The 25719-nt window shown below is 72.7% G+C and carries 24 protein-coding genes; 18 read left to right on the top strand and 6 right to left on the bottom strand.

Annotation, left to right across the window (positions count from 1 at the left end; genetic code table 11):
- Positions 1-37: 37 nt before the first annotated feature.
- From H030_RS0120850 to H030_RS37640, 3 genes are read left to right on the top strand one after another with little or no spacing between them, the layout of a single operon-like run.
- The gene (locus H030_RS0120850; RefSeq protein ID WP_027007533.1) at positions 38-523 is read left to right on the top strand and encodes a hypothetical protein; all 486 of its coding nucleotides are present in this window, start codon (positions 38-40) and stop codon (positions 521-523) included.
- Positions 524-533: 10 nt separating this feature from the next.
- Complete coding sequence (locus tag H030_RS0120845) at positions 534-1253, top strand: response regulator transcription factor (RefSeq protein ID WP_027007532.1); 720 nt, start codon at positions 534-536, stop codon at positions 1251-1253.
- Positions 1250-2569: a sensor histidine kinase gene (locus H030_RS37640; protein WP_027007531.1), complete on the top strand. Its 1320-nt coding sequence runs from the start codon at positions 1250-1252 to the stop codon at positions 2567-2569. Before H030_RS0120845 ends, H030_RS37640 begins: the two co-directional genes overlap by 4 nt.
- A gap of 70 nt (positions 2570-2639) precedes the next feature.
- On the opposite strand, the gene H030_RS34015 is transcribed toward H030_RS37640, so the two are convergent.
- Entirely contained in the window at positions 2640-4970 is a 2331-nt protein-coding gene (locus tag H030_RS34015; protein WP_155892175.1) for a putative bifunctional diguanylate cyclase/phosphodiesterase, read from the bottom strand.
- A 112-nt stretch (positions 4971-5082) separates the two neighbouring features.
- On the opposite strand from H030_RS34015, the gene H030_RS0120830 reads away from it, so the two are divergent.
- Positions 5083-5838 carry a YebC/PmpR family DNA-binding transcriptional regulator gene (locus H030_RS0120830; protein WP_027007530.1) on the top strand — a complete coding sequence of 252 codons (756 nt, stop codon included), beginning with the start codon at positions 5083-5085 and terminating at the stop codon, positions 5836-5838.
- A gap of 24 nt (positions 5839-5862) precedes the next feature.
- Positions 5863-7110 carry an MFS transporter gene (locus H030_RS34010; protein WP_051223279.1) on the top strand — a complete coding sequence of 416 codons (1248 nt, stop codon included), beginning with the start codon at positions 5863-5865 and terminating at the stop codon, positions 7108-7110.
- On the opposite strand, the gene H030_RS34005 is transcribed toward H030_RS34010, so the two are convergent.
- Complete coding sequence (locus H030_RS34005) at positions 7046-8164, bottom strand: adenylate/guanylate cyclase domain-containing protein (protein WP_035128050.1); 1119 nt, start codon at positions 8162-8164, stop codon at positions 7046-7048. The two genes, H030_RS34010 and H030_RS34005, sit on opposite strands and share 65 nt — an antisense overlap.
- Before the next feature lie 25 nt (positions 8165-8189).
- Between H030_RS34005 and H030_RS0120815 the strand changes: the two genes are divergently transcribed.
- The gene (locus H030_RS0120815; RefSeq protein ID WP_196809208.1) at positions 8190-8786 is read left to right on the top strand and encodes a TetR/AcrR family transcriptional regulator; all 597 of its coding nucleotides are present in this window, start codon (positions 8190-8192) and stop codon (positions 8784-8786) included.
- Between the two features lie 6 nt (positions 8787-8792).
- On the opposite strand, the gene H030_RS0120810 is transcribed toward H030_RS0120815, so the two are convergent.
- Positions 8793-9968, bottom strand: a complete 1176-nt coding sequence (locus H030_RS0120810) for an HD-GYP domain-containing protein (RefSeq protein WP_027007528.1) — start codon at positions 9966-9968, stop codon at positions 8793-8795.
- A gap of 127 nt (positions 9969-10095) precedes the next feature.
- Between H030_RS0120810 and ruvC the strand changes: the two genes are divergently transcribed.
- The 5 genes from ruvC (at position 10096) to H030_RS0120785 (ending at position 13164) form a co-directional block, all read left to right on the top strand.
- Entirely contained in the window at positions 10096-10605 is a 510-nt protein-coding gene (gene ruvC / locus H030_RS0120805) for a crossover junction endodeoxyribonuclease RuvC (RefSeq protein ID WP_231398493.1), read from the top strand.
- Entirely contained in the window at positions 10602-11198 is a 597-nt protein-coding gene (ruvA, locus tag H030_RS0120800) for a Holliday junction branch migration protein RuvA (RefSeq protein WP_027007526.1), read from the top strand. Before ruvC ends, ruvA begins: the two co-directional genes overlap by 4 nt.
- Positions 11195-12214, top strand: coding sequence for a Holliday junction branch migration DNA helicase RuvB (ruvB, locus tag H030_RS0120795; protein WP_027007525.1), 1020 nt, complete (start codon positions 11195-11197; stop codon positions 12212-12214). The genes ruvA and ruvB overlap by 4 nt, the downstream gene beginning before the upstream one ends.
- A 67-nt stretch (positions 12215-12281) precedes the next feature.
- Positions 12282-12824 (top strand): RNA polymerase sigma factor, encoded by a 543-nt coding sequence (locus H030_RS34000; protein ID WP_051223277.1) that lies wholly within the window; start codon positions 12282-12284, stop codon positions 12822-12824.
- Positions 12814-13164: a hypothetical protein gene (locus H030_RS0120785; RefSeq protein WP_027007524.1), complete on the top strand. Its 351-nt coding sequence runs from the start codon at positions 12814-12816 to the stop codon at positions 13162-13164. The genes H030_RS34000 and H030_RS0120785 overlap by 11 nt, the downstream gene beginning before the upstream one ends.
- Before the next feature lie 13 nt (positions 13165-13177).
- On the opposite strand, the gene H030_RS0120780 is transcribed toward H030_RS0120785, so the two are convergent.
- On the bottom strand, positions 13178-14104 hold the full coding sequence (locus H030_RS0120780) for a hypothetical protein (RefSeq protein WP_155892174.1): 927 nt from the start codon (positions 14102-14104) through the stop codon (positions 13178-13180).
- Positions 14105-14234: 130 nt separating this feature from the next.
- Between H030_RS0120780 and H030_RS0120775 the strand changes: the two genes are divergently transcribed.
- The 7 genes from H030_RS0120775 (at position 14235) to H030_RS33985 (ending at position 24748) form a co-directional block, all read left to right on the top strand.
- The gene (locus H030_RS0120775) at positions 14235-14684 is read left to right on the top strand and encodes a hypothetical protein (protein WP_027007522.1); all 450 of its coding nucleotides are present in this window, start codon (positions 14235-14237) and stop codon (positions 14682-14684) included.
- 117 nt (positions 14685-14801) lie between these two features.
- Entirely contained in the window at positions 14802-17666 is a 2865-nt protein-coding gene (locus H030_RS0120770; RefSeq protein WP_027007521.1) for a protein translocase subunit SecDF, read from the top strand.
- Positions 17667-17668: 2 nt separating this feature from the next.
- Positions 17669-17944, top strand: a complete 276-nt coding sequence (locus tag H030_RS0120765) for a hypothetical protein (protein WP_027007520.1) — start codon at positions 17669-17671, stop codon at positions 17942-17944.
- Positions 17945-18032: 88 nt separating this feature from the next.
- Positions 18033-20567: a single-stranded-DNA-specific exonuclease RecJ gene (gene recJ / locus H030_RS33995; protein WP_051223275.1), complete on the top strand. Its 2535-nt coding sequence runs from the start codon at positions 18033-18035 to the stop codon at positions 20565-20567.
- Positions 20522-22885 (top strand): RelA/SpoT family protein, encoded by a 2364-nt coding sequence (locus tag H030_RS33990; RefSeq protein ID WP_231398492.1) that lies wholly within the window; start codon positions 20522-20524, stop codon positions 22883-22885. Before recJ ends, H030_RS33990 begins: the two co-directional genes overlap by 46 nt.
- A 54-nt stretch (positions 22886-22939) precedes the next feature.
- On the top strand, positions 22940-23551 hold the full coding sequence (locus H030_RS0120750) for a hypothetical protein (RefSeq protein ID WP_027007519.1): 612 nt from the start codon (positions 22940-22942) through the stop codon (positions 23549-23551).
- 51 nt (positions 23552-23602) lie between these two features.
- Complete coding sequence (locus tag H030_RS33985) at positions 23603-24748, top strand: M24 family metallopeptidase (protein ID WP_051223273.1); 1146 nt, start codon at positions 23603-23605, stop codon at positions 24746-24748.
- Here the strand turns inward: H030_RS33985 and H030_RS0120740 are convergent.
- Both H030_RS0120740 and H030_RS33980 read right to left on the bottom strand, forming a co-directional pair.
- Positions 24730-25044, bottom strand: coding sequence for a DUF1330 domain-containing protein (locus H030_RS0120740; protein ID WP_027007518.1), 315 nt, complete (start codon positions 25042-25044; stop codon positions 24730-24732). The genes H030_RS33985 and H030_RS0120740 overlap by 19 nt on opposite strands.
- 36 nt (positions 25045-25080) lie before the next feature.
- Positions 25081-25716 carry an MSMEG_1061 family FMN-dependent PPOX-type flavoprotein gene (locus H030_RS33980; protein ID WP_035128045.1) on the bottom strand — a complete coding sequence of 212 codons (636 nt, stop codon included), beginning with the start codon at positions 25714-25716 and terminating at the stop codon, positions 25081-25083.
- Between the last annotated feature and the right edge of the window lie 3 nt (positions 25717-25719).

The following is a 25719-nucleotide window of genomic DNA, read 5'->3' as shown; positions in this document are numbered from 1 at the left end:
CATAGAGGCCACAAGAAGGGCGGGCAGCCTGACAGGCATGCCGTTCACCAAGACCCTGGCCACCGCGACCGCGTCGGCGCTCCTTGCCGGCGGCGCCGTTGCCTACACGGGCGTTGCCGCGGCGACGCCGAGCAGGAAGCCGCCGCAGACGATGGGGCAGAAGCGCGCCAAGATCGACGCTCGGCGCGCCGAGCTGGCCCAGCGCCTCGGAGTGTCCGACAACCAGCTCCAGGCGGCGCAGGGCGCGCTGCTGAAGGACCGCCTGGATCAACGCGTCAGCAAGGGCACGCTGACCGCCGACGAGCGCACCGCGATCATGGCCTGCCGTGTCGCCCCGCTGACCTGCGACCGGACCAACCTGCCCGCGCGCCGGGGCGCCGCGGCCAAGAAGGTCAAGCGCCCCAAGGCCAATGCGACCAAGCGCATGAACAAGCGCGCGACCGCGCTGGCGGGCGAGCTGCACCTCGACCGCGCCAAGGTGCTCAGCGCTCTGGAGGCCCAGCGCAAGGCCCATCACAAGTAGGTTGGAGGCCATGAGCCCGTCGTCGCCGCGCGTCCTCGTCGTCGACGACGACGCCGCGATCCGCGAGGCCCTCGACCGCGCGCTGCGCGGCGAGGGCTTCGCCGTGCGCACGGCCGACGGCGGCCGCTCCGGTCTGCGCGAGGCGGCGGCGTTCGCGCCCGACGCGATCGTCCTCGACGTCGCGATGCCCGACCTCAACGGCCGCGCGGTCTGCGCGCGCCTGCGCGCCGGCGGCGACCGCGTGCCGATCCTGATCCTCAGCGCGCGCGACGAGGTCGACGACCGCGTCGCGGGCCTGCAGGCCGGCGCCGACGACTACCTCGTCAAGCCGTTCGCGTTCGCCGAGCTGGTCGCGCGGCTGCGCGCGCTGCTGCGCCGGGCGGCCGAGGAGCACGCGGCCGCGGCCACGCCCGCCACCGAGTGCCCGGACGACCTCGTCGCCGGCGACCTCACGGTCGTCCTCGCGGACCGCACGGCGCGGCGCGGCGCGCGGGCGATCGACCTGACCCGCCGCGAGTTCGACCTCCTGGAGGCGCTGGCCCGCCACACCGGGATCGTCCTGTCGCGCGAGCAGCTGCTCCAGCAGGTCTGGGGCTACGACTTCGCCGTCGAGGGCAACGTGGTGGACGTGTTCGTCGGCTACCTGCGCCGCAAGCTCGAGGCCGAGGGCGAGCCGCGGCTGATCCAGACCGTCCGCGGCGTCGGCTTCGTCCTGCGGGCCGAGCCGTGAGACCGTCGAGCCTGAGCGCCCGCGTCGCGCTGGCGGCCGTCGCGGCGGTCGCGATCTGCCTCGCGGTCGCGGGCGTGGCCGTCGTCGTGATCGCCGCGAGGACCGACCGCACGACGCTCGACGGCGACCTCAAGCGCGTCGTCGACCGCCGCGCCAAGCCCGCGCTGCTCGCCGTCCGCGGGACGCAGGGGGCGGCCGTCGGCCCGGACGAGGACCGATTCGTCCGCGTCGTCGCCGGCAACGGCGTCACGGTCCAGCACGGCGGCGCCGCGGTCCCGGACGACTTCCCGGACGCCGCGGGCGCGCAGGAGCACCCCGAGACCGTCCACGCCGGCGGCCAGGACTGGCGCGTGGTGTCACGCACGATCGCGGGCGGCCGCACGCTCCAGGCCGCCGCGCGGCTGCAACCGCTGCGCGACCGCGCGGCGCGCCTGGGCCGGATCGTGTTCCTGGTGGCCTTGATCGCGCTCGCCGGTTCGGCGCTCCTGGCCCGCACGCTCACCCGCGCAGCGCTGCGCCCCCTCGACCGCCTGCGCACCGCCGCGCGCACGGTCGGCACCGGGACCGGCGACGCCACGGCGCGCGTGCCCGCCGACGCGGGCGTCGCCGAGGTCGACGAGCTCGGCGCCGACCTCAACGCGATGCTCGCCCGCCTGGAGCGCGCGCACGCCGACCGCGCCGCCGCGCTGGAGGCCGCGCGCGCCTTCGCCGCCGACGCCGGGCACGAGCTGCGCACGCCGCTGACGAGCCTGTCGGTCAACCTCGCCGCGGCCCGCGCCGGGGACCGCGAGGCGCTCGACGCCGCCGACGCCGAGCTGATGCGGATCGGGACGCTCGTCGAACAGCTCCAGGCGCTCGCCCGCGGCAGCAGCGGCCCGCCGCAGCAGGTCGAAGGACTCGACCTGGTCGACTTCGCCGACGCCGCTGTCACCGCCGCCCGCCGCCGCCATCCGGAGACGACGATCGACCTCGACGCGCCCGGCCACACCGCGCCCTACGTCGGCGATCCCGACGGCCTCCGCGCGTTGTTGGACAACCTGGTCGAGAACGCCGCCCGCCACGGCGGCCCGCACGTCGTCGTCACCGTCGGAGACCACCGGCTCGACGTCGAGGACGACGGCCCCGGCATCCCCGCGCACGAACGCGACCTCGCCCTGACCCGCTTCGGCCGCGCCAGCTCGGCCCGCGGCCCCGGCTCCGGCCTCGGCCTCGCGATCGCCGCCGCCCAGGCCCACCGCCACGGCGGCACGCTGAAGCTCAGCGACTCCGACCGCTTCGGCGGCCTCCGCGCAACGGCGACCCTCGGCCGCGCCTGAACAAGCGCGAGGGGGGGCGAATATCGGCCCGCCGGGCCCTACGTGCGCGCCCGTGTACTCGTAGCCGCGCCTAGGCGACGCGGTCGCGCGAACGCGCCCGCGGGCGCCAGGACGAGCGCGACGTGTGCAGATCCGGCACGAGCAGGCGGGCGCGGTCGCTCGGCTCGCGGGCCCAGCGCTCGAACTGCGCGGCGGGCATCGGGCGGGCCAGGCCGAAGCCCTGGGCGACGTCGCAGCCGAGGTCGGCCAGGCGCTGCCAGACCTGGGGCGTCTCGACGCCCTCGGCGACGACCCGCAACCCCAAGGCGCGTCCCAGCCCCACGACCGAGCCGACGATCGCCGCGTCCTGCGGGTCGTCGACCATCCCCAGCACGAACGAGCGATCCAGCTTCAGCTCGTCGGCCGGCACGTTCTTGAGCTGCTCCAGGGACGACTGCCCGGTCCCGAAGTCGTCGACCGAGATCTCCACGCCGGACTTCTTGATCCGGTCCAGGATCGCGATCGCCCGGGACGTGTCGGCCATGACCGCGTCCTCGGTGACCTCGACGCACAGGTTCTCCGGCGTCAGCGCGTGCGACGCCAGCGTCGAGGCGATCCGGTCCGGCAGCGTGGCGTCGACCAGCACGATCGCGCTGACGTTCACCCCGATGCGGATGTCGAGCCCGGCCCGCCGCCACTGCGCCGCCTGCGCGATCGCGCGCTCCAGGACCCACAGCGTCAGCTGCGGCATCAGGCCGGTGCGCTCGGCGATCGGCAGCAGCACGCCCGGCGGGATCTCGCCGCGCGACGGATGGCGCCAGCGGATCAGCGCCTCGGCGCCCGAGATCCGGCCGGTCGCGATGTCGACCTGCGGCTGGAAGGCCAGCCACAGCTCGTCGCGGTCGAAGGCGTTGCGCAGGTCGCCGGCCAGCGCCAGGCGATCCAGCGAGTGCTCGTCGTGCTCGGCCGTGTAGCCCGCGACGACGGTGCCCAGGCGCTTGGCGTCGTACATCGCGACGTCGGCGCGCCGCGCCAGCTCGCGCGAGTCGTGCGCGTCCTGCGGGAAGTGCGCGATGCCGACGCTCGCGTTCACCGCGACGCCCACGCCCTCGATGTCGATCGGCGTGTGCAGCGCCTCGCCGACGGCGGCGGCGACCACCGACGCGTCGGATCCGTCCGGCACGATCGCGGCGAACTCGTCGCCGCCGAGCCGCGCCAGCGTGCCCGGGCAGACGGCCTCCAGCCGCCGCGAGACCGCGATCAGCAGGTCGTCGCCGGCGTGGTGGCCGAGAGTGTCGTTGAGCTCCTTGAAGCCGTCGAGGTCCAGCTGCAGCAGCGCGAAGTGGCGCGAGGACGACTCGCCCGCGGCGGTCAGCACCTCCAGCTCCCGGAACAGCGCGCGGCGGTTGGGCAGGCCGGTGAGGTCGTCGGTCAGCGCCTCGCGGCGGTGCAGCGCCAGCGAGCGCACCTCGCGCAGCGTCCAGACCAGCCGCGCCAGCGCGCAGGCGAACGTCGCGGCGGCCAGGACGACCGCGGCGTCCGGCAGCACGACCCAGTGGCCCGCGACCAGGATCCCGCACGCCAGCGACGCGATGCACGCAGGCGACGTCAGCTCCCACCAGCCGCCGACCGGCAGCACGCGGCCCGGCGCGGGGCGCGCCCACGACGCGCTCGCCAGGCCCAGCAGCCCCAGCGCCCAGGCGCACGACATCGCGCCCGTCGCGTGCGTGTGCCCGCCGCTCAGCGCGACGGTCCGCAGCGTGTCGGAGGCCAGCGTGAACAGCAGGCCGCCGGCCAGGACCAGGCCCTGGGGCGAGGGCCGGCCGATCATCAGCAGCGTGCCGAAGAGGATCCCGAGCAGCGCGAGGTCGGCCGCCGGGTAGGCGACGGTGACGATCAGCGTCGTCTGCGAGAGCCCGACCAGGTCCTTCAGGAACAGCGCCGCGACGTAGGTCGCCGAGGCAAGGCCGATCAGCAGCCCGTCGAGCCAGAACGACCTGTGCGCGCCGCCGAGGTAGTGGCGCGAGATCACGATCAGCGCCGCGTACCACGGCGGGTAGGCGGCGAGCCAGAGGATGTCCGCCACGCCGGTGTGGTCGACGTGGTTGCCGGTCGCGGCGCTCACGACACCGCCCGCGAACGACAGCGCGAGCCCGGCGAACAGCAGGACCCAGAGCCTGCGGTCCCCCCTCGAGGCGCCGAGGCGGATCGCGGCCAGGCCGCCGGCGATCGCGCCGGTGGCCAACGGCAGCGCGATCGTCCCGACCGCCGGCGACGCCAGCCGGACGCCCGCCAGGATCGCGAGATCGGCGAGGCCGAGCGCGATCGCGGCACCGGTCAGCAGGTTGAACACGCGGGCGCTCCGGCCCGAGAGGCGTGACGACGGCGGTGTGGCGCGCGAGCTGGCCAAAGTGGTTCTCATCCCCTGGACGAGGGCGTACGACCCCCAGTCCTGACCATGTAGTCGGCCGGTGAGCGTCGCTCTGCAACTGCCAACGTGCCAGGACGGACGCACTGCCTAGAATGCAGGGCGTATGTCCGGACATTCCAAGTGGGCCTCGATCAAGCACAAGAAGGCGATCGTCGACTCCAAGCGCGGCAAGCTCTTCACCAAGCTCGCGCGCGCGGTGACGGTCGCGGCCAAGGAGGGCGGGGGCGACATCGACGGCAACCCGTCGCTGGCGCTCGCGGTCCAGAAGGCCAAGGACGCCTCGATGCCCAAGGACAACATCGAGCGGGCGATCGCCAAGGGCACGGGCGCCGGCGCCGACGCCGCGGCGCTCGAGAACGTCATGTACGAGGGCTACGGCCCGGGCGGCGTGGCGCTGCTGATCGAGGCCGTCACCGACAACCGCAACCGGACCGGCGCGGACGTCCGCCACGCGCTGTCCAAGGGTGGCGGGTCGCTGGGCGAGCCGGGGAGCGTGGCCTACAACTTCGACAAGAAGGGCGTCATCGCGGTCGACGGCGAGAAGTACACCGAGGACGACCTGATGGTCGCGATCGACGCCGGCGCCGAGGACATCTCGCTCGACGACGACGTCTACGAGATCGTCACCGAGCCGTCGGACCTGACCGCGGTGCGTGCGGCGCTGGACGAGGCCGGCATCGAGGTCCAGAACGCCGAGGTCATCCAGCGGCCGAAGGTGCTCGTCCCGGTCGACGAGGACACCGCGGCGAGGCTGCTGCGGCTGATCGACAACCTCGAGGACTACGACGACGTCGACGCGGTCCACGCGAACTTCGACGTCGACGCCGAGGTGCTGGAGCGCCTCATGGCGGCCTCGTAGCGCCTCCGCGGCGCCGGTGGTTCCATGATCCCGGCGGTTCTGCGCGAGGAGCGCCAGTTCCGGCTGCTGTTCCTCGGGCAGGCGCTGTCGATCGTCGGCGACCGCATCACGCAGATCGTCCTGCCGTTCGCGGTGCTGTCGATCGGCGGCAGCGTCGCCGACGTCGGGATCGTCGCCGCGTCCGGGACCGTGCCGTTCATCCTGCTCGGGCTGATCGGCGGGGTGCTCGCCGACCGCGTCGAACGCAAGCGGATCCTGATCGCTTCCGATCTCGTACGGCTCCTGGTCCAGCTGACGGCGGGGCTGCTGCTCGTCTCCGGCCACGCGCAGGTCTGGCACCTGGCGGCGCTGACCGCCGTGTTCGGCGCGGCCGACTCGTTCTTCTCGCCCGCCTTCAGCGGGCTGCTGCCGCTGACGATCACCCAGCCGCACTACATCCAGCCGGCCAACGCGCTGCGCGGGATGACGTTCTCGACCGGCTCGCTCGTCGGGCCGGCGCTCGGCGCCGCGCTGGTCGCGACAGTCGGCGAGGGCGGCGCGCTGCTGGCCGACGCCGGGACGTTCGGGGTGTCCGTCGCGTGCCTGCTGTTCCTGAGGCCGCGGACCGTCGAGCGCGGCGACCCGGAGCCGTTCGGCGCCGACCTGCGCGGCGGCTGGACCGAGGTGCGGGCGCGCAGGTGGGTCTGGACGTTCCTGCTGGCGGTGCTCGTCTACCACATGATCGTGCTGCCCTCGATCTTCGTGCTCGGCCCGGTCCTGATGCGCGACGAGTACAGCGGCGCGACGTCGTGGGCGATCGTCACGGCGGCGTTCGGCGCGGGTTCGATCGTCGCCGACGTCCTGCTGCTCAGGTGGCACCCGAAGTACGCGCTGCGCGCCGGCGCCGCGGCGCTGGCGCTCGCCTCCTGCCAGGCGGTGATCATCGGCTCCGGCCTGTCGATCGTCCTGATCGCGTGCGTCGAGTTCTTCGCCGCGATCGGCGTCAGCACGTTCTTCACGCTCTGGGAGACGTCGCTGCAGGAGCACATCCCGGAGGGCAAGCTCTCGCGCGTGTCGTCCTACGACTACGCGGCCAGCGCGGGGATGATGCCGATCGGGATGCTGCTGGCGCCGCCGGTCGCCGACGCGATCGGGATCCACCTGACGCTGACGCTGATGAGCGTCTGCGGGATCGCCGCGGCGGCGCTCTGCCTCAGCGTGCGAGCGGTCAGAGACCTTCCGCGTGGAGCGGTCGTGCCCGGTACAGCGGCACCGGCTCCGGCAGCCCCTTGATCCGGCGCGCGCCGGCCGAGGACCAGGCGTAGTCGCCGCGCGCCGCGTCGCGCACGTCGCGCGTCGCGAGCACGGAGCCGGCGCGGGCGATCGTCGTCACGCGGCTGGCGAGGTTCACGGCGCGGCCGAACACGTCGCCGCCGCGGGCGACCGTCGGCCCGTAGGCGAGGCCGACCCGGACCTGCGGGAACGCGCTGCGCTGGGACTCGGCGTCGCTGGCGTCCAGCAGCGCCAGCGCGGTCTGCACGAGCGCGTCGGGTTCCGGAGCGGTCAGCAGGACGGCGTCGCCGATCGTCTTGACCAGCCGGACCGGCGGCTCGACGACCTCGCGCGTGATCGAGAACAGCCGCTCGGCGACGCTGCCGAGGTCCTCCGGCGCGATCTCCTCGCCGAGGCGGGTGAAGCCGACGAGGTCGGCGAACGCGACCGCCTGGTCGCGCGCGCCCGGCAGCTGGCCGGTGAGGCGCTCGGCGGCGCCGACCATCTCCGACTGCACCATGTTGCGCAGGTGCTGGGAGAGCATCTGCAGGATCATCGGGCCGGCGAGCGGCAGGATCGCGTGGACCTGCGCGGCGTAGCGCTGGGCCAGCTCCAGCTCGGTCGTCCCGGGCTCCAGGACGGTCTCCAGCGTCACCGCGCGCATCGCCTCGGCGGCGGTCGAGAGCGAGCGGCCGAGCACGCGGGTCGTGGCGACCATCTGCTCCTGCGTGAGGCCGAGGTCGCTGAACTGCCGCGCGGTCTCGGCGGACGCGAGGTCGACGTCGGTGAACTCGACCGCGTCGGCCTCCGGCAGCGGCAGCCCGTGGGCGCGGCGTAGCGCCTTCAGCAGCTCCGGGTCGACGTTGGCCATCTGCGCGACCTCGGTCGTCGTGTACTTCGGGACGCCGCCGACCTCGCGCTCGGCGGCGAGGAACACGAGCAGCCCGCGGCGGTGCGCGCGGCGCAGCTGGTCGTCGCCGAAGCCCTCGGCGACCAACCACTCCAACAACGCCCGGCGCTCCTCGAGCGCCGCGCCCTGCAACCCGTCGAAGAACCCCTCGGCCGCGAAGTCCACGCCGGGCAGCCTAGTGTTCCGTGGCGTGACTTCCGAACGCCAGCCGCCACGCCGTCGTCTGAGCGCCGCCGAACGGCGCGAGCGCATCCTCGCCGCCGCCCAGGAGGTGTTCGCGCAGCGGGGCTACCACGGGTCCTCGCTGGACGACATCGCCAAGGCGTCCGGGACCTCGAAGGCGCTCATCTACGAGCACTTCGAGTCCAAGCAGCAACTGCACGAGATGCTGATCCAGGAGCACGCCGAGGAGCTGGCGCGGCGCTTCACCGTCAACGCGGCGGCGGGGTTGGTGGGGGAGGCGCGGCTGCGCGCGGGCGTGGACGTCTTCTTCGGCTGGGTCGAGGAGCGCCGCGAGGCGTGGCAAGCGCTGTTCCGCGACTCGGCCGACCCGGAGCTGGCGCCGCTGATCGACCGGCTCCAGGCGCAGGCGACGGGCGCGATCGTCGCGCTGGTCCCGGCGGGCGAGGGCGATGACCGCCAGGCGATCGAGATGTACGCGCAGCTGACGTCGGGCGCCTGCCAGGCGCTGGCGAACTGGTGGGCCGACCACACCGACGTCCCGCGATCCGTGCTCGTGGACCGCGTGATGGACGTGGTGTGGGGCGGGATGGCCCGGCTGGCGTAGGCGCGCCTAGCGCGCCGCTGCTGCGGCGGCGGCGCTGCGGCGCGCCGCGTAGTCCACGGGGCGGCGGTCCTCGAGGTAGCCGAGCAGCGCGCCGACGACCTGCGGGTCGAACTGCGTGCCGGACTTGGCCGCCAGCTCGGCGACCGCGTCCTCGTGGGACATCGCGTCGCGGTAGGGGCGCGTCGAGGTCATCGCGTCGTAGGCGTCGCAGGCCAGGACGATCCGGGAGCCGAGCGGGATGTCGTGGCCGCTGAGGCCGTCCGGGTAGCCGCTGCCGTCCCAGCTCTCGTGGCCGTGACGGACCATGCGGGCGACCGGGCCGAGGCCGGGGACCGCGCGCAGGATCTTCTCGCCGACGGCCGAGTGGCCGCGCATGACCGACCACTCCTCGTCGTTGAGCGGTCCGGGCTTGGAGAGGATCGAGTCCGGGACCGCGACCTTGCCGATGTCGTGCAGGAGCGCGGCGGCGGCGATCCGCTCGACCTCCTCGGCGTCGAGGTTGAGGCGGCGGGCGACCGCGCCGGCAAGGGCGACGACCTGCTCCGCGTGCTGGCCGGTCCCGCGGTCGCGCTCGGACAGCGCCAGCGCCAGGGCGCCGATCGCGCCGCGGCTCGGCTCGACGGTGGGCTGGCGGCCGGGCGCGCCGACGCGGTTGCCGCCGGCGATCCGGGCGCGCTCCAGGATCGCCGAGGCGTCGGCCATCAGGCCGTCGAGCTGGCCGGTGCCGGAGTCGACCGCGATGCCGGCGCTGACCGTCACGGGGCCGACCTGCTCCAGGACCGCGACGAGCCGCTCGGCGACGCCGCGCGCGCCGGCGAGGTTGGCGCCGGGCATGACGACCGCCAGCTCGTCGGCGCCGGTGCGGCCGACGACGTCGCCGCCGCGCACGAGCTCGCGCAGGCGCTGGGCGACCGCGGCGAGCGCCTCGTCGCCGGCGGCGGCGCCGCGGCGGCCGTTGAGCGCGCGGAAGCCGTCGATGTCGACCAGGACGAGCGCGGCGGCCTCGCCACGGCGCTGAGTCCCGCGCAGGGCGGCGGCGGCCGCCTCCCGGAAGGCGTCGAGCGTCAGGACGCCGGCACGGCGGTCCTTGCGCAGGTAGTCGTTGCGCTCGGCCTCCAGCACGGCGATGCGTGCGTGGGTCGTGCGCAGCTCGTCACGGAGGCGGCGGCTTTCGCTGAACATCTTGCGTCCGGGATCGGCTTGGCGGGGCGGGTGGTTGTGCGGTGCGTCACGTACGTGGACGCGTGTTGTGCCGATCCGAACGCGCGTTCGCAGGACATCCGACCCGACATGCAGAATGCCTGACTCAGTGAGTCCCGTCCTCGGCATCGATCCTGGTTTGGCCAACACCGGCTACGGCGTGGTGGAGCGTCGCGGCATGCGCTTCGCGGCGCTGGACGGCGGCGTCGTCACGACGCGCGCGGGTGTGGCGCTGGAGGCGCGGCTGGCGACGATCTTCGCCGAGGTCGAGGCGCTGCTGGACCAGTGGCGGCCCGAGGCGGTCGCCTTGGAGGACCTCTTCTTCGGCCAGAACGCCAGGAGCGCGTTCGCGGTCGGCCAGGCGCGCGGGGTCGTGATGCTCGCCGCCGGGCGCCGCGGGATCCCGTGCGCGTCCTACACGCCGCAGCAGGTCAAGCAGGCCGTGTGCGGGACCGGCCGCGCGCAGAAGGAGCAGGTCGCGCGCATGGTGGTCTCGCTGCTCCGTCTTCCGGAAGGGCAGTCGCTGCCCGACCACGCGACCGACGCGCTGGCCGTCGGCGTCTGCCACGCCAACCACGCGCCGCTGGCGGCCGTGCTGCAGGAGGCCGCTTCGCGATGATCGCGCTCGTTGCCGGTGAGGTCTACGTCCGCCGTCCGGATCACGTCGTGATCGAGACCGCGTCCGGGGTCGGGTACCGGCTCGCCGTGTCCGCCGAGACGCTGCGCCAGGTCCCGGCGGCGGGGGAGTCGGTCTCGCTGCTGACGCACCTCGTCGTGCGCGAGGACGCGCTGTCGCTGTACGGCTTCGCGACCGAGGAGGAGCGGGACCTGTTCCTGCTGCTGATCGGCGTGCAGAGCGTCGGGCCGAAGATGGCGCAGGCGGTGCTCAGCGGCGGCTCGCCGCGCGAGCTGATCGCCAGCGTCGCGGCGGGCGACGTCAAGCGCCTGACGGCCGTCCCCGGGATCGGCAAGCGCACGGCGGAGCGGATCATCGTCGAGCTGCGCGAGAAGGTCGGGACGGCGTCGGACGTCGTGGTCGACGCGTCCGGCGAGATCACCGCCACGCGCGCCGACGACCCGCGGACGCTGGCGCGCGACGGGCTCGTCGAGCTCGGCTTCTCGCTCGAGGAGGCCGAGGCGCTGCTGCGCGACACGTCCGGCGACACGCCTGAGGACCTGCTGCAGCAGGCGCTGCGGGCGGCGCGCGCATGAGCGGCCTGCGGATCCAGACGCCCGACGAGGTGTTCGAGGACGACCTCGATCGCTCGCTGCGGCCCAGGACGCTCGCCGACTTCGTCGGGCAGGACCCGCTGAAGGACCAGCTGGCGGTGTCGCTGGAGGCCGCGCGGCTGCGCGGCGAGGCGCTCGACCACGTGCTGCTCGCCGGCCCTCCGGGTCTCGGCAAGACGTCGCTGGCGCAGATCCTGGCGGCCGAGCTGGAGGTCCCGTTCGTCCAGACCGCTGGCCCGGCGCTGGAGCGCAAGGCCGACATCGCCGCGTTCCTCGGCGCCCTGGAGCCGCGCTCGATCTTCTTCGTGGACGAGATCCACCGGTTGAGCCGCGCGCTGGAGGAGACCTTCTATCCCGCGATGGAGGACCGCAAGCTCCCGATCACCGTCGGTCAGGGTGCCGGTGCTCGCGTCATGGACGTGCCGCTGCCGCCGTTCACGCTCGTCGGCGCGACGACCCGCGCAGGGTTGCTCACCACACCGCTCCGTGATCGGTTCGGCATCCAGCACCGCCTGGAGCCCTACGCCGGTCCCGAGCTGGCGGCGATCATCCACCGCAGCGCGCACATCCTCGGCTGCGCGATCGACGAGGGCGGCGCGGCCGCGATCGCCCGCCGCTCCCGCGGCACGCCGCGCGTCGCCAACCGGCTGCTCAAGCGCGTCCGCGACTTCGCCGAGGTCCGCGGCGCCGGCGTCGTGGACGCCGCGTCCGCCAACGCGGCGCTGAGGCTTCTGGAGATCGACGACCTCGGCCTCGATCGCCTCGACCGCGAGATCCTCGACGCCATCTGCACCAAGTTCTCCGGCGGCCCCGTCGGCCTCTCCACGCTCGCGATCACCGTGTCCGAGGAGCAGGACACGATCGAAGACGTCTACGAGCCCTACCTCCTGCAATGCGGCTTCCTCAAGCGCACACCCCGCGGCCGCGTCGCCACCACCCGCGCCTTCGCCCACCTCGGCCTCGAACTCCCCACCGACGCCGAACCCGGCCTCTTCTGACACCGGTGCGGATCCCTTAATCGGGTCTTCGTCACAGGGTGCGAGGGTTGTGGGTCTCAGGAGACGGATGAAGCTCGATGCCACAGCGCTGGGAGAGCTGTTCGAGGCCGAGGGGCCTCGGTTGCTGGCGTTCGCCACCAGGCGCACGTTCGATGCCGAGCTGGCGCTCGACGTCGTCGGCGAGGCGTTCGCGGTCGCGTTCGAGCGGCGCTCCAGGTTCCGCGGCGGCACCCGTGACGAGGCCGTCGCCTGGCTGTTCGCGATCGTCCGCACGCAGCTGAACCACACCTACCGCCGCCGTGGCGCCGAGCGCCGAGCGTTGGACCGGCTCGGCGTCGACCGGCCGGTGATGGGGGAGGACGAGCGGCGGCGCGTCGAGGACCTCGCGGGGCTCGAAGCGCTGCGCCCGGTCCTCGCCCAAGAGCTACAACAACTTCCGCAGGACCAGCAGGAGGCCGTCCGCCTCCGTGTGGTCGACGAGCTCGAGTACGACGAGCTGGCCACGCGCCTGGGCATCAGCGCGCAGACCGCCCGGGCCCGCGTGTCCCGTGGGCTGCGCGCGCTGGGAGAAGCGATCAAGGTGATGGAGGAGGTGCCCGATGCCCGCTGAGGACTTCCCGGCGCTGGCCAAGCTGACCGAGGACGTCGCCGCCGCGATGCACGCCGCCGAGCGCCGCGAGCACCGCCGCCACGCGTCACGCACACGCCGCCGCTTCGGCCTGATGACCGTGATCGCGGCGCTGCTGGTCCCGACCGGGATCGCGCTGCACGCGGCCTCGGCCGACGGCGCGACGCTGACCCTCGACCACCACCACGCCGCCGCCTACGCGACCGCCGCGGGCGCCGGTGCGGCCACAGCGGTCGTCGCCGTGGCGGCGACCAAGTCCATGCCTACAACTTCAGCCGGCCAGCGCCACCGCGCCGTGCTGCGCCCGGTCGCGCCGCGATGAGCGCGCGCCGCCCTCAGCCGCAGGGGCGTTGCCCGAGCGGCAGCGTCTTGGCGCCGCCGGCGCGGGTGATGTCGAGGCCGTCCGGTGAGCCGTTGAGCCGGACCGGGTTGCCGTTGACGGTGATCACCGTCGAGGCCAGCCCGATGTTCATGCGGATGCGCCTGCCGCGGAAGACCTTCTTGCCCGACAGCGTCCCGCTGAACAGGTCGTTGCCCTTGCCGTCGTCCACGCACAGGAACGTCGGCCGGCCGGTCGCGTCGACGCGCACCGTCACCTGCCTGGACGCCGCGGCCCTGCGCTGCCTGGCCGCAGCCGCAGCCGCCGCCTCCTGCTCGCGCCTGCGCCTGGCCCGCGCGGCGCGCTGCCGCCTCGCCCTCGCCGCCGCAGCGGCCTCCGCGTCGGCGTCCGACGGCGTGGTCGACGTGGCGGTGGTGTCGGTCGCCGTCGTATCCGTCTCGGCAGGCGTCGTGTCCGTCACCGCCGGCGTCGTCGCCGGCGCCGACGTGCTCGGCGGGACGACCGACGACGGCGTCGTGCCCTCCGGCAGCGAGTCCGCCGTCTGCGGCTTGCCGCCCCTGTCCAGCAGCGACGCGCCCGCCGCCGCGGCGATCAGCACCGCCGCGACGCCCACGAGCCCCAGCAGCCCGCGCCCGCGCGACCTCCCGGCCGACGTGCCCGGCGGCAGCAGCAGCAGCCGCTGGCCCGGGTCGGCCGTCAGCACGTCCGGGCGGACGCCCATCCCGGCCACGCGCAGCGCAGCGCTGACACGGCGCCGCGCGGCGTCGGTCGGCGCGCTCTCGCCGAACGCGGCGAGCAGCTGCTCGAGCGTCGGGGCGCGATCGGCGCCGCGCCCGCGGGCCGCCGCCTGCGCGATCTCCGTCGCGATCGCGGCGTCGCCCAGCGGCACCTCGGGGTCATGTGGTGGGCGCGCGCCTTCCATCGGCCCGGCGGTTTACCAGACCGGGCGGTCCAACACTGCAACGAGCACGCCGAACGTCCACCCGTCGCGGACTCGAACCGCGCCTTCACGTGCCCGAAAGGCCGTCCGGATACCCTTGCTGACCGAAACGATGGCTCATCTCTTCATCTGCCCCAACTGCGGCAACCGCACGACCGAGACCGAACGCAACGCCGGCTTCCGCCGCGAGGCCCGTGGCTGCGCCAAGTGCGGCTTCGGGTTCCTGTTCGAGTTGCTCGACGACTACTACCCCGCGCCGGACGCCGCGTTCTTCGCGTGCGACCAGCAGGGCAACGTGATCGCATGCGGTCGCGGGTCCTTCGAGCTGACCGGCCTGGACGACGAGAAGGTCATCGGCCGTCCGGTCAACGACGTCCTCGGCCTCGACTTCGCCAACGGGGACGACCCCGTCGGCACCGTCCTGGAGTGGGGTGTGCGCAAGCTCAAGCAACCCGTCCAGGTCAACGCCGAGGGCGACCTACCCGCCCAGGCGACCGCTGACCTCTTCCCGGCGTACGATGACGACGGGGGCATGCTGCTCGTCCTCACGCCGGACAAGTAGACGCCGGGCTGCTGACAGTCCGGCTAGGTCCCTACACGCCATGTCCCTCTCCGAGCAGTACGCTGCCGTCCGCTTCGCATGACTGATCGCCGCCGCAATCTCATCATCCTCGCCATCGTGGCCGCCCTCCTGGTGGCCGCGCTCGCGGTCATCATCCCCGGGTCGCCGCTGTCCAAGCCGACGCGCCAGGGCCTCGACCTCAAGGGCGGGGTGTCGCTCGTCTACGAGGCCCAGCCGACCAAGTACTCCAAGGTCACCACGGACTCGATCCAGCGGACCATGGACATCATGCGGGACCGGATCGACAACCTCGGCGTCGCCGAGCCGGAGATCCAGCGGTCGGGCAACAACCAGATCGAGGTCTCGCTCCCGGACGTCAAGAACGCCGACGACGCGCAGTCGCAGGTGGGCACGACCGCCCAGCTGGCGTTCTACGACTGGGAGAAGAACGTCGTCGGCCCGGACGGCAAGACCGCCCCGGCCGACGCGAACGTCACCGGCGGCTCGGTCGCGGGCACGCCCGGCTCCGGCGCCTCGCAGTCCCAGTACGACGCGGTCAAGCAGGCGTCCAGGCTCAAGCCGCAGGACAACCCGCTGAACACGACGTCCGGCACCTGGTACGGCGTCGACGACAAGGCCAGGACGGTCCTCTGCGGCCCGCAGAACACCGAGAAGGCCGCCCGGGACGCGTGCACCAACGCGAGCAAGAGGCCGACCTCCTACGTCGAGGTCCCCGAGGGCTACGTCGTCGTCCAGTCCCAGTCGGACGCCACCGACCCCAGGCAGGTCGCGGCGGCCAGCGACTCCTACTTCATCCTCCAGGACCTCCCGTCCCTGCGCGGCACGGACATCAAGAACCCGGAGCAGAACACCAACTCGACCACCGGCGCGCCGACGGTCACGTTCGACTTCACGAGCTCGGGCCGCAAGAAGTGGCAGAAGACGACGCGCGAGATCGCCCAGCGCGGCACCGCGAACCTGCTGCCGGGCGTCGACCCCCAGCAGGTCGCCAACCACTTCGCGATCGTCCTCGACAACAAGCTCATCTCGGTCCCGTTCATCGATCCGCGCGAGAACCCGGACGGCATCGACGGCTCCAACGGCTCCGAGATCTCCGGCGGCTTCACGATCAAGACCGCCCAGAGCCTCGCGAACCTGCTCAAGACCGGCGCGCTGCCGATCCACCTCGAGCTGATCTCGCAGTCGCAGGTGTCCGCGACCCTCGGCCAGCAGGCGCTGCACCAGGGCCTGGTCGCCGGCATCGTCGGCTTCGTCGTCGTCGCGCTGTTCCTGCTGCTCTTCTACCGCGTGCTCGGCATCATCGCGGTCGGCGCGCTGATCATCTACGCGATCTACCTGTTCGCGCTGATCAAGCTGATCCCGATCACGATGACGCTGCCGGGCATCGCGGGCCTGATCCTCACGATCGGCGTCGCGGCAGACGCGAACATCGTCATCTTCGAACGCGTCAAAGAGGAGATCCGCGGCGGTCGATCCGTCGCGGCGGGCATCGCCCAGGGCTACAAGAAGGGCATCGCGGCGATCATCGACGCGAACGTCGTCACCTTCATGGTGGCCTTCATCCTCTTCATCCTGGCCACGGCCGGGGTCAAGGGCTTCGCGTTCACCCTCGGCATCGGCACCCTGACCTCGCTGTTCACCGCGGTCCTCGCGACCCAGGCGGTCCTCGGCCAGATGCAGCGCTCGCGCTTCATCACGCACCCGTCGGCGCTCGGCGCCGGCGAGCAGAGGCGCAGGTGGACCCAGGACTTCATGGGCGCGTCGAAGTGGTTCTTCTCCTTCTCCGGCGTGATCCTGCTGATCGGCGCGCTGGCGATCGGCGGCAAGGGCCTGAACTTCGGCATCGACTTCCAGTCGGGCACCCGCGTCAAGGCGGCGTTCGTGCAGACGCCGACGGAGAACAAGGTCTCCGACGTCCTGCAGAGGGCGGGCTTCAGGAACCCCGAGGTCCAGAAGGTCAGGGGCGACAAGGAGCTCAAGGGCGACGGCATCCAGATCACGCTGGGTGAGTCCGACCCGAGGCAGATCTCCGAGGTCCAGCCCGCGCTGACCAGGGCGTTCGGCGCGCCCAGGGCGTATCAGTCGCAATCGGTCGGCCCGACGTTCGGCAACACCGTGGCGAAGTCGGCGGTGATCGCGATCATCGCGTCGCTGCTGGTCATCAGCGCCTACATCGCGCTGCGCTTCGAGTGGAAGTTCGCCGTCCCAGTCCTCATAGCGCTGATGCACGACCTGCTGATCACGGCAGGCGTGTACTCGCTCACCGGCCGGGAGGTGACGACGTCGACGGTCGCGGCGCTGCTGACCATCCTCGGTTACTCGCTGTACGACACGATCATCGTGTTCGACCGCATCCGCGAGAACGTGCCGCGCATGCCGCGAGCCGCGTTCTCCCAGATCGTCAACCGCTCGATGAGCGAGGTGCTGACGCGGTCCCTGGCGACCTCGTTCTGCACCCTGCTGCCGATCCTGTCGCTGCTGTTCTTCGGCGGCGACACGCTCAAGGACTTCGCGTTCGCGCTGCTCGTCGGCGTGGTCTCGGGTGCCTACTCGTCGATCTTCATCGCCTCGCCGGTGCTCACGCACTGGAAGGAGCGCGAGGAGCTCTACCGCCGCCGGCGCGCACGCATCGCGGCCGAGAGCGGCGGGCACGTCCCGGCCTACGCGACCGCGGGCCACGGCCTCACGGTCGACCCGAAGGAGCCGAAGGGCCCGAGCCGCCGGATCACGTCCCCGGACGACCCGGAGCGCGGCGTGTCGCAGAACGAGTTCCAGCAGATGGTGCAGGACATCGCGCACGAGACGGCGCCGACGCGCGTCGCTCAGAAGGAGCGCGACGCCGAGCCGGAGCCCGAGCCGGACGTGGCGGCCGACGCCTCGCCCGACGAGCTGTACTTGAAGGATGACAAGCGCGACAAGCCCAGGCGCTCGCGCAACAAGCGTCACGGGAGACCGCGTTAGCCATGGCGATGTTCGCGTGGATCATGATGGGCCTGGCCCTCTGGCACTTCACGATCTTCATCCCGGACCGGTTCTGGGGTGGCATCGTGGGCGCCTTCCTGGGCGCGATCATCGGGGCCGTGATCTCGGGCCTGGTCGTCAACGGCTTCACCGTGCCGGGTGAGTCCGACACGCACATCCTGCAGGCGCTCGAGGCGATCCCGGGCACGCTGATCGGGATCGCCGTGGTGTACGCCGAGGGCGTGCGCCGCAAGATCCCGGCGCTCCAGCTGGATTAGTCCTACAACACGCTCCGGAGGCGAAATCTCCGGAGCGTGCGGGAACGCTCGGTCTTGGCGTCCGGTCGCGCTGCCATCGTGCGGTGGGATGCTCACGCCCCGACTCGACGTCCCGCCGTGCGACAGCGCCGCGGCGCTGTCGCTGGCGCGCGATCTCGGGATGAGCTTCCCGGTCGGGCAGGTGATGGTCCGGCGCGGGATCGAGACCGTCGAGGACGCGCGCGACTGGCTGGCGGCCAGCGACGAGCATCCGGCGTCGGCGTTCGGGCCCGGTCTGGAGCGCGCGGTCGAGGCGATGCTGCGCCACGCCGCTGCGGGGACGCGGATCACCGTGCACGGCGACTACGACGTGGACGGCGTGACGTCCACGGCGATCCTCGTGCGGACGCTGCGTGCGGTCGGCGCCGACGTCGACTGGTACCTGCCGTCGCGCGCCGAGGACGGCTACGGGCTGAGCGCCGCGACGGTCGAGAAGCTCGCCGCGCGCGGGACCAAGCTGCTGGTGACGACCGACTGCGGGATCACCGCGGTCGACGAGGTCGCCCTGGCGGTGTCGTTGGGGCTCGACGTCGTGGTCACCGACCACCACGCGCCGCGCGCCGACGGCAGGCTGCCCGACGCGCCGATCGTGCACCCGGCGGTCTGCGGCTACCCGTGCCCGGACCTGTGCGCCGGCGGCGTCGCCCACAAGGTCGCGGGCGCGCTGCTGGCCGCCGCGGGGCACGACGCGTCGATCGCGCTGGCCGACCTCGACCTGGTCGCCCTGGCGACGGTGGCGGACTGCGTCCCGCTGGTCGGCGAGAACCGGCGGCTGGTGCGGTCCGGGCTGGCCGTGATGGGGCGGACCGAGAAGATCGGCCTGCGCGCGCTGATGCGCGTCTCGCGCACCGACCCGACGCGGGTCGACGCGCACGCGCTCGGCTTCAAGCTCGGGCCGCGGATCAACGCGGCCGGCCGGCTGCACCGCGCCGACGCGGCGCTGGAGCTGCTGCTCTGCCAGGACGAGGACGCCGCGCGCGAGATCGCCGAGGAGCTGGACCGCGCCAACGCGGACCGGCGCTTCGTCGAGGAGCGGATCCGCTTCGAGGCCGAGGCGCAGGTCGCCGAGCTCGGCGAGCAGCCCGCGTACGTGCTGTGGGCCGACGGCTGGCACGCGGGCGTGATCGGGATCGTCGCGTCGCGGATCGCCGAGCGCCACCACCGGCCGGTCGTGATGATCGCGCTGCGCGAGGGCGAGGCGGAGGGGACCGGGTCCGGGCGCTCGATCCCGGCGTTCGACCTTCTTGGTGGTCTTGATGCTTCGGCCCAGCACCTGCTCCGGCACGGCGGTCACCGCGCCGCCGCGGGCTGCACGATCGCGCGCTCGGAGCTGGAGGCGTTCCGGGCGGCGTTCTGCGCGCACGCCGCGTCCGTTCTGAACCCCGAGGACCTGTTGCCGGTCGAGCGCGTCGACGCGGTCGTGAGCGGCGACGAGCTGGGCACCGGCCTGGCCGAGGAGCTGGGGCGGCTGGCGCCGTTCGGCATCGGCAACCCGTCGGTGTCGCTGCTGGTCCCGGCCGCGCGGCTGGTCGACCCGAGGCCGATGTCGGAGGGCAAGCACGTCCGCTTCACGGTCGAGGCCGGCGGGATCCGGGCGCGCGCCGTGGCCTTCGGGATGGGCACGCTGCCCGAGGGCGCCGCGGACGGGAAGCTGCACGCGACGTTCACCCTCGAGCTCAACGAGTGGCAGGGCGCGGTCGAGCCCCGGCTCGTCCTGCGCAAGCTCCTGCCCGCCGCCGCCGAAGCGCCGGAGCTGGTCGGCGAGCCCGACGTCGGGAGCGCCGAGTGGACCGAGCTGGTCCTCGCCGCCGCCGAGTCCCGCAGCCTCGTCGCGGTCGGCGCGACGACCGCCAGCACCTCCGCCACGCTCGCCGCCGGCCCCGACGCGCGCGGCTCCGCCCAGCCGTCGACCCTCGCCGCAGCCGCGGCGCGCGCCCTCGCGCGGTCCGCCTCCGGCGGCGGCCGCACGGTCCGGGACCGGCGCGGGACCGGGCTGGCCGGGACGATCGCGGCGCTCGTCCACACGGGCGAGTCGGTCCTCGTCGTCGCCGCCGACGGGCCGGCCCGCGCGCACCAGCTGACCGGGCGGCTGGGCGGCTTCGCGATCACGTCGTGGGACGCGCTGGAACGCGATCCCGCGATCGCCGACACCTACCACCACGTCGTGGCCCTCGACCCACCGCTGCACCCCGACCAGCAGGCGGTCCTGACCGCCGGCGATCCCACCCGGATGGCCCATCTGGCCTGGGGTGAGCCTGAGCTACGCTATTCGCGGGATGTGTTGGATCGAGATACGGCGCTTCGCCCCGCCCTCGTCGGCGCGTATCGCGCGCTGCGCGACGGTGGATCGCTGCCCGACGCGCTCGGCCACCGGCCCGCGCACGCCGCGGGGCGCCTGCTCGCCGTCCTGGCCGAGCTCGGCCTCGTGGACGTCGACGACGACAGCGGGACCGTCTCGGTCCCGCTGGCCCAGCACACGGACCTGGAGCGCTCACCGGCCTTCGTCGCCGCGGCGCGCCGCCACGCGGAGGGGACGGCATGGCTGACCAGCGCGAGCACCGAGGCACCAGCCCGGGCGGCATGAACCCGATGGCGGACGACGGCGCGGCCAGCGACCGGACGCCCGTCGACCTGATCGCCCATCCGGACGGCCACGACGCCGTCTCGCGCGCCGACCTCACCGCCACCGAGCGGCGCCTGCTCTCCGACCTCTTCGCGATCGTCGAGGAGCACGCCGAAGAGGCCGCTCTGCCGATCGACCGCGTCCGGGTCGAGGAGGCGTTCGTGTTCGCCTGCGAGCACCACGCCGACCAGCGCCGCAAGTCCGGCGAGGAGTTCATCCACCACCCGGTCGGCGTCGCCAAGATCTGCGCCGGGATGCGGCTCGACACCGAGACGCTCGTCGCCGCGCTCCTGCACGACACCGTCGAGGACACCTCCGCGTCGCTGGAGGAGGTCCAGGAGCGCTTCGGTGAGGAGGTCTCAGCGCTCGTCGACGGCGTCACCAAGCTCACCGGCATCACCTTCACCTCGCGCGACGAGGCCCAGGCCGAGAACTACCGCAAGATGATGGTCGCGATGGCCTCGGACATCCGGGTCATTCTGATCAAGCTCGCCGACCGCCTGCACAACATGCGGACGATCGACGCGATGCCCAAGCAGAAGCAGATCGAGAAGGCCAAGGAGACCCTCGAGATCTACGCGCCGATCGCGCACCGGCTGGGCATCCACGCGATCAAGTGGGAGCTGGAGGACCTCGCCTTCGCCGCGCTGCACCCGCGCAAGTACCAGGAGATCAAGGGCCTGGTCAACCAGCAGCGCGAGGAGCGCGAGGACTACGTCAAGTCCGCGGGCGACGAGCTGTCGAGCGAGTTGGAGGCCTTGGGCATCAAGGCCACCATCTCGGGGCGCGCCAAGCACTTCTACTCCATCTACTCCAAGATGACCAAGAAGGGCAGGGAGTTCAACGAGATCTACGACCTGACCGCCATGCGCGTCGTCGTGGACTCGGTGAAGGACTGCTACGGCGCGGTCGGCGTGATCCACTCGCTGTGGAAGCCACTGCCCGGCCGCTTCAAGGACTTCGTCGCGATGCCGAAGTTCAACATGTACCAGTCGCTGCACACGACGGTCATCGGGCCGGAGGGCCTGCCGCTGGAGATCCAGATCCGCACGCGCGACATGCACGACATGGCCGAGTTCGGCGTCGCCGCGCATTGGATGTACAAGCAGGACCCGGGCAAGAGGACGGGCGGCAACCCCGAGGGCGACGACAAGCTCAAGTGGCTGCGCTCGATGCTCGACTGGCAGCAGGAGCTCCATGACCCCAAGGAGTTCATGGAGACGCTGCGGGTCGACCTCTTCGACGAGGAGGTCTTCGTCTTCACGCCCAAGGGCGAGGTCAAGTCGCTGGCCCAGGGCGCGACGCCGCTGGACTTCGCCTACGAGGTCCACACCGAGGTCGGCCACCGCTGCGTGGGCGCGAAGGTCAACGGCAGGATCGTGCCGCTGAACTACGCGCTGAACTCGGGCGACATCGTCGAGATCCTGACGTCCAAGCGCGACCGCGGGCCATCGCGGGACTGGCTGTCGCTGGTCAAGACGACGCGCGCGCGCAACAAGATCAAGCAGTTCTTCAAGGCCGAGTCACGCGAGGACACCGAGCACTCCGGCCGCGAGATCCTGCAGGAGGCACTGAAGAAGCAGGGTTTGCCGCCGCAGAAGATCGTGTCGTCGCCGCTGCTGGCCGACGTCATCCGCGAGATGGGCTTCCGCAAGGCCGACGACTTCTACATCGCCTTGGGCGGCGCGAAGATCAGCGCCAAGGTCGTCGTCAACAAGGTCATGCAGCGCCTGAAGCAGGGCGAGGCGGCCGAGGAGGACAACGATCCCGCGCAGGAGCTGGTCAGCACCCGCCGCACGCGGCGCCAGCCGACGGGCAAGGCGGGGAGCTATGGCATCCGGGTCGACGGCGTCGAGGACGTCCTGGTCCGGCTGGCGAAGTGCTGCCGTCCGGTCCCCGGCGACCCGATCGTCGGCTACGTGTCGCTCGGGCGCGGCATCACGATCCACCGCGACGACTGCCCGAACACGGTGGCCTTGCGCAAGGACCCCGAGCGCTTCGTGAGAGTGCACTGGGAGGGCGACCACCAGACCGCCTTCCGCGTCGAGCTGCAGGTCGACGCCTGGGACCGCCACCGCTTGTTGGAGGACTTGTCCCGCACGTTCGCCGAGGCCGGCTTCAACATCGTCGAGGCCCGCTGCATCGTCTCCTCACCAATGGTCCAGAACCGCTTCGTCGTCGAGGTCCCGGACACCCAGGGCCTCAAGCAGGCCGTCCAGCGCCTCCGCAACATCGAAGGCGTCTTCGACGCCTACCGCATCACCCCGGGCGCCGGCTAGGCCGGTCGGCTCTGGCGCGCCGGCCGCGCGCGCCCTACGGTCGGCGTGAACGCCATGACCGTACGCAAGTTGATGCTGTCGTTCCTCTCGGCCCTCTGCCTGGCGGCCGCGGCGCCCGCTGCGGGCCAGGCCGACACGCTGGAGCTGAGGGGCGCGGCGGTGCCGTTCGGCGCGGCGGTCGGGCTGAACGCCCCGCTGGTCAGGATCGACAACCTGCTGCCCGGCCCGATCACCTGCACGGCGTCGAACATCTCGCTCAGGGTCCAGGTCAACGGCGTCATGGGCAACCCGGCCGAGGCCGACGTCAACGCGTGGGTGTTCGGCGGCTGCTCGAACCCGATCCTTGGCGCGTGCGCCCTGACGACCACCGGGCTGCCGTGGCCGGTCGGCGCCAGGATGTGGACGACCGGCGGGGTGTTCAAGCTCAACTTCGGGACCAACCAGATCGCCGTGAGGTGCGGGGCGACGACCTGCCTGGTCAGCGCCGCGGGCGGCGCCCTCCAGCTCGCGGGGCTCTGGGCCGACGGCACCGCGGCGACGCCCGCGACCGTCACCTACAACAGGACCGGCCTGCAGATCCTGCCCGGCTCTGCCAGGGCGTGCAACGCGTTCCCGGACTACACGGCGACCTACAGCACGGCGGGCAACGACTACAGCTTGGTCTGACGCGGACGCACCGGGGCGACCGCGACGAGCTGCGCCGGTAGGGTCGCGGGCATGTCCGACGACGTCTTCCTCTGGGCCGATACCGAGCGGTCGGCCGCGATGCGGCATGAGATCCCGGTGGGTGTAGGGGATCCGATCGGCTATGCCGAGGTCGGTGGGCGGGTGTTCGTGTTCGCGTCGTCGCTGGAGACCGACCGGATCTCCGCCGCGCGGCCGGATGCCGAGATGATCGAGTGGGGCGACGTCGGGTTCTATGAGCTGCTGGAGAGCGGCAGGACACGCGAGGACGTGGTCCTGGAGCTGATCGCGCGCGCCGCGACCAAGATGGGGTTGAAGGACGCGCGGGTCGATCCGGACTTCCCGCTCGCGGTCGCCGACCGGCTGCGCGCCGACGGCATCGCGCTGACGCCCGACCACGAGACGTTCAGCGCGCGGCGGCGGGCGAAGTCCCGCGCCGAGCTGGCCGGGATCCGGCGCGCGCAGCGTGCGGCCGACCAGGGCATGGCGGCGGCCGCGGCGCTGCTGCGCCGGGCGGCGGTCGACGAGCAGGGCCGGCTGGTCGTCGAGGACGGCGTGCTGACCGCCGAGGCGGTCCGCGCCGCGCTGCGCGAGGCCTGCGCCGCGGCGGGCGCGCCGGCGCCGGGCGACATCATCGTCGCCAGCGTGTGGCAGGGCTTCGGCCACGAGCCGGGGTCCGGGCCGCTGCCGGCGAACCTGCCGATCCAGATCGACCTGTGGCCGCGCGACGAGGAGTCCGGGTGCTGGGCCGACATGACGCGGACGTTCGTCGTGGGGGAGGCCGATGACGCCACGCGCGCCCAGGAGGCGCTCGTCCGCGACGCGTTCTTCTCCGCGCGCGACGCCGTCCGGCCGGGCGTGACCGGGCGCGAGCTGCACGCGATCACCTGCGACGTCTTCGAGGCCGCCGGCATCAAGACGCAGCGCACCGGCCCGGACCCGGAGCACCCCAACGACGGCTTCCAGTTCTCACTCGGCCATGGTGTCGGACTCGAGGTCCACGAGGACCCGTCGCTCGGCCAGTCCGGCCGCGCGCCGCTCGTCACCGGCGACGTCATCGCGATCGAGCCCGGCCTCTGGGCCAACGACATCGGCGGCGTCCGCTTCGAAGACCTGCTCCTGGTCACCTCGGACGGCTGCGAGACGCTGACCGACTACCCCTACGACCTGACCCCGTAGCCCTCGACAAGCGTCAACCGCCGCGTCAACGCGCCGCCATCGGCGATGGCGCGCGCCTCGGCGTACTCCTCCGAGCCGTACCACTCCCGCGCCGCCTCGACGCTGCTGAACTCGACGACCACCACCCGCTCCTCCGGCCGCCGGTCCCTCACACTCTCCAGCACCTCGGCCTCCGCACCCCGCACCACATACCGCCCACCATGCACGGCGATCGACGCCGCCGCCAGCTCCCGGTACCGCTCACCCCGCTCGCGATCCTCGATCACGACCTCAGAGATGATGTACGCCTTGCTCATCGTCGCCCGAAACTACGCCTTCGAGCGCGCGCGAGGTCAAGCGAGGCGTTCGCGCAGCGATGTCTCGAGGTAGGTGACCTCGTCCTGCAGGGTGCGGGAGGGATCGGGGTGGTGGGCGCGCATGACCTCGGCGGCGGTGGGGACGTCGTCGAGCGGCGGCCAGGCGTCGGGCTGCCAGAGCTTGGAGCGGACGAAGGCCTTGGGGCAGTGGGAGTAGGTCTCGTCGGCGCGGACGATGATCGCGGTGCGGGGTGGCTTCCCGACCGACTCGATGCGCTCCAGGACCGACGGCGATGAGGTCACGCAGGCCGCGCCGTTCACGCGCAAGGTCTGGTCGCGGCCGGGGATCAGGAAGAGCAGGCCGGCGTGGCCGGTCGAGATGATGTTGTTGAGGGTGTCGAGGCGCTTGTTGCCGGTCGCGTCGGGGATCGCGAGGTGGTGGTCGTCGAGCACGGTCACGAAGCCGGGCTGGCCGCCGCGGGGCGAGGCGTCGGCGTGGCCGGCACCGTCGTGCGACGACACGACGACCAGGGGAGAGGCGGCGATCAGCGCGCGGACGACCTCGTCGAGCCGCCCGATGTCCTTGTCCCACGCCCGCTGCGCCGCCGGCTCGTACAGCTCGCCGAGCTGCTCCACCGACTCCAGCGCGTCATCGAACGGTGAGGACGTCACACT

This window comes from Conexibacter woesei Iso977N, assembly GCF_000424625.1.
Taxonomy (GTDB): domain Bacteria; phylum Actinomycetota; class Thermoleophilia; order Solirubrobacterales; family Solirubrobacteraceae; genus Baekduia; species Baekduia woesei_A.
This window is presented reverse-complemented; position numbering and strand designations above follow the sequence as displayed.

Excerpts from the sequence above, each read along its gene's own strand:
- H030_RS0120850 (WP_027007533.1), top strand. The coding sequence starts at position 38 with ATGCCGTTCACCAAGACCCTGGCCACCGCGACCGCGTCGGCGCTCCTT.
- H030_RS0120845 (WP_027007532.1), top strand. The coding sequence starts at position 534 with ATGAGCCCGTCGTCGCCGCGCGTCCTCGTCGTCGACGACGACGCCGCG.
- H030_RS34015 (WP_155892175.1), bottom strand. The coding sequence starts at position 4,970 with ATGAGAACCACTTTGGCCAGCTCGCGCGCCACACCGCCGTCGTCACGC.
- H030_RS0120830 (WP_027007530.1), top strand. The coding sequence starts at position 5,083 with ATGTCCGGACATTCCAAGTGGGCCTCGATCAAGCACAAGAAGGCGATC.
- H030_RS34010 (WP_051223279.1), top strand. The coding sequence starts at position 5,863 with ATGATCCCGGCGGTTCTGCGCGAGGAGCGCCAGTTCCGGCTGCTGTTC.
- H030_RS0120810 (WP_027007528.1), bottom strand. The coding sequence starts at position 9,968 with ATGTTCAGCGAAAGCCGCCGCCTCCGTGACGAGCTGCGCACGACCCAC.
- ruvA (WP_027007526.1), top strand. The coding sequence starts at position 10,602 with ATGATCGCGCTCGTTGCCGGTGAGGTCTACGTCCGCCGTCCGGATCAC.
- ruvB (WP_027007525.1), top strand. The coding sequence starts at position 11,195 with ATGAGCGGCCTGCGGATCCAGACGCCCGACGAGGTGTTCGAGGACGAC.
- H030_RS34000 (WP_051223277.1), top strand. The coding sequence starts at position 12,282 with ATGAAGCTCGATGCCACAGCGCTGGGAGAGCTGTTCGAGGCCGAGGGG.
- H030_RS0120785 (WP_027007524.1), top strand. The coding sequence starts at position 12,814 with ATGCCCGCTGAGGACTTCCCGGCGCTGGCCAAGCTGACCGAGGACGTC.
- H030_RS0120780 (WP_155892174.1), bottom strand. The coding sequence starts at position 14,104 with ATGGAAGGCGCGCGCCCACCACATGACCCCGAGGTGCCGCTGGGCGAC.
- H030_RS0120775 (WP_027007522.1), top strand. The coding sequence starts at position 14,235 with ATGGCTCATCTCTTCATCTGCCCCAACTGCGGCAACCGCACGACCGAG.
- H030_RS0120765 (WP_027007520.1), top strand. The coding sequence starts at position 17,669 with ATGGCGATGTTCGCGTGGATCATGATGGGCCTGGCCCTCTGGCACTTC.
- recJ (WP_051223275.1), top strand. The coding sequence starts at position 18,033 with ATGCTCACGCCCCGACTCGACGTCCCGCCGTGCGACAGCGCCGCGGCG.
- H030_RS33990 (WP_231398492.1), top strand. The coding sequence starts at position 20,522 with ATGGCTGACCAGCGCGAGCACCGAGGCACCAGCCCGGGCGGCATGAAC.
- H030_RS0120750 (WP_027007519.1), top strand. The coding sequence starts at position 22,940 with ATGACCGTACGCAAGTTGATGCTGTCGTTCCTCTCGGCCCTCTGCCTG.
- H030_RS33985 (WP_051223273.1), top strand. The coding sequence starts at position 23,603 with ATGTCCGACGACGTCTTCCTCTGGGCCGATACCGAGCGGTCGGCCGCG.
- H030_RS0120740 (WP_027007518.1), bottom strand. The coding sequence starts at position 25,044 with ATGAGCAAGGCGTACATCATCTCTGAGGTCGTGATCGAGGATCGCGAG.